This window comes from bacterium (assembly GCA_026398675.1).
Taxonomy (GTDB): domain Bacteria; phylum RBG-13-66-14; class RBG-13-66-14; order RBG-13-66-14; family RBG-13-66-14; genus RBG-13-66-14.
This window is the reverse complement of record JAPLSK010000251.1, coordinates 1-1691: the sequence shown is the minus strand read 5'-3', so window position 1 is coordinate 1691 and position 1691 is coordinate 1. Positions and strand designations below refer to the sequence as shown.

Here is a 1691-nt window from a genome sequence, read left to right as displayed (position 1 = left end):
TTTTACTTCGCGCGGTGGACGTGGGCGGCGGCGGCGAAGAAGCTCCCGATGACGCCGACGAGCGCGCCCAGACCCACCAGCCCCAGCCACCACTCCCAGGGCAGAAAAGTGCTCGCACCGACGAGCCGGCCCACCGTGGCGTAGAGGATGTAGGATAACGCCACCCCGATCGCCCCACCCAGGACTCCCACCAGGAAACCCTCAACGACGAAGGGTCGTCGGATGAAGCCGTGCGTGGCGCCGACGACCTTGAGAATCGTTATCTCATCCCGCCGCATGTAAACCGAGAGCGACACGGCGTTGCCCACAACCAGGACCGAGGCCAGCGCCAGCACCCCGCCGATGACCAGCCCCCCGAGCCCGGCGATGCGCACTATTTCCGAAAGAGACTCCACCCACTCCCGCCCGTAGGAAACGCGGGTCACGCCCGGGACGAGCTCGAGCTGATCGGATATCTGGGCCAGCCGCTCGTCGGTGCGGTAATCCGGGGTCAACGTGAGGCGGAAGGAAGCCGGGAGGGGGTTTTCCTCTATCTCGGAGAGGAGGTATTGGTCCGCGCCGAGCATGACGCGCAGCTCGTCGAGGGCTTCGGCCTTGGAGACGTAGCGGACCGCCTCGACGCCGGGGAGCCCGGTGATGGAGGTCTCGATATAGGAGAGCTCCGTGGGGGAGGGGTCGCCGGCGACGTACGCCTCGACCTCGACCTCGGCGCGGGCCTCCTCCACCAGGAGCTGGAGGTTGCGGACCACCAACAGGACGACGCCGAGGACCAGGATGGAGAGCACGACGGTGAGCACGGCACCGGCGCTGCCGGACCCGCCGCGCCGCAGGCCGGAAAAACCCTCACGAATGTAGTAGCCCAGGTTGCCCACGGTCAGTCCTCGCCGAGAAAAGACTTTATATTCTCAATCAGTGTCGGCAAGTCGTTTTTCAGCGTGTCCCAGACTTCGGAAAAATTAATCCTGTGGTAGTAGTGAACGAGTAAATCCCCCATCCGTGCCATTTTACTCCACGGGATATCCGGGTATCGCTCTTGAATTCCCTGAGAAAGCCGTTTGACGGCCTCCCCGATAACCGTCAGTCTTTGTATCACCGCCGCCTGAGTCCTGATATCCTCCTCAAATTCAAGCCGGCTCAGGTTGCTGACGAAATCAACGGCATCCTTAGCGGCTTCGAGAATATCCTTTGCAAAGCTTATATCATCAGCCGGCATATATTATCTGCGCCGTCGAGAGTATTTCTTCTTTACGGTAAGGATTCCGGCTCTCCTCCATGGCCATTCGGCTCACCAGGTCCACCTTTCGCCCGAAGAGCTCGGCCAGCTCGTCCTCCATCTGGACGTGGTCTAGGATAGACCAATGGACCTCGGGCTCGAAACGTGCCAACAGATCTATATCGGAGTCCGGACCGAAGTCGTCGCGCAGCGCCGAGCCAAAGAGTGCCACCTCGGTTATCCTCCACCGTTGGCAGAACTCCGCGAGCCTTTCCATGTAGGGTTTGATGTCAAACATGGCAACGGTCCATCACTGCACCAGCACCTGGCCGGCCTCGATGTGTATGGCGCGCGCCTCGACGCGCTTGACCATTTCGTAGTTGTGGGTGGCCACGATGACCGTGGTCCCGCGCGTGGCTATCTTGCGCAGAAGGACCATGATTTTTTCCGAGAGTTCGGGGTCTAGGTTGCCCGTCGG

General features: G+C 61.1%; 3 protein-coding genes. All 3 read right to left on the bottom strand.

The genetic code is table 11. The annotated features are described in order from the left end of the window. Window positions 1-2: 2 nt before the first annotated feature. The 3 genes from NTW26_07855 to NTW26_07845 are packed head-to-tail and all read right to left on the bottom strand — an operon-like array spanning window position 3 to window position 1511. Window positions 3-872: a permease-like cell division protein FtsX gene (locus tag NTW26_07855; GenBank protein ID MCX7022168.1), complete on the bottom strand. Its 870-nt coding sequence runs from the start codon at window positions 870-872 to the stop codon at window positions 3-5. A 2-nt stretch (window positions 873-874) separates the two neighbouring features. Continuing rightward, entirely contained in the window at window positions 875-1213 is a 339-nt protein-coding gene (locus tag NTW26_07850) for a DUF86 domain-containing protein (GenBank protein ID MCX7022167.1), read from the bottom strand. After that, entirely contained in the window at window positions 1203-1511 is a 309-nt protein-coding gene (locus tag NTW26_07845) for a nucleotidyltransferase family protein (protein ID MCX7022166.1), read from the bottom strand. The genes NTW26_07850 and NTW26_07845 overlap by 11 nt, the downstream gene beginning before the upstream one ends. Window positions 1512-1691 lie beyond the last annotated feature (180 nt).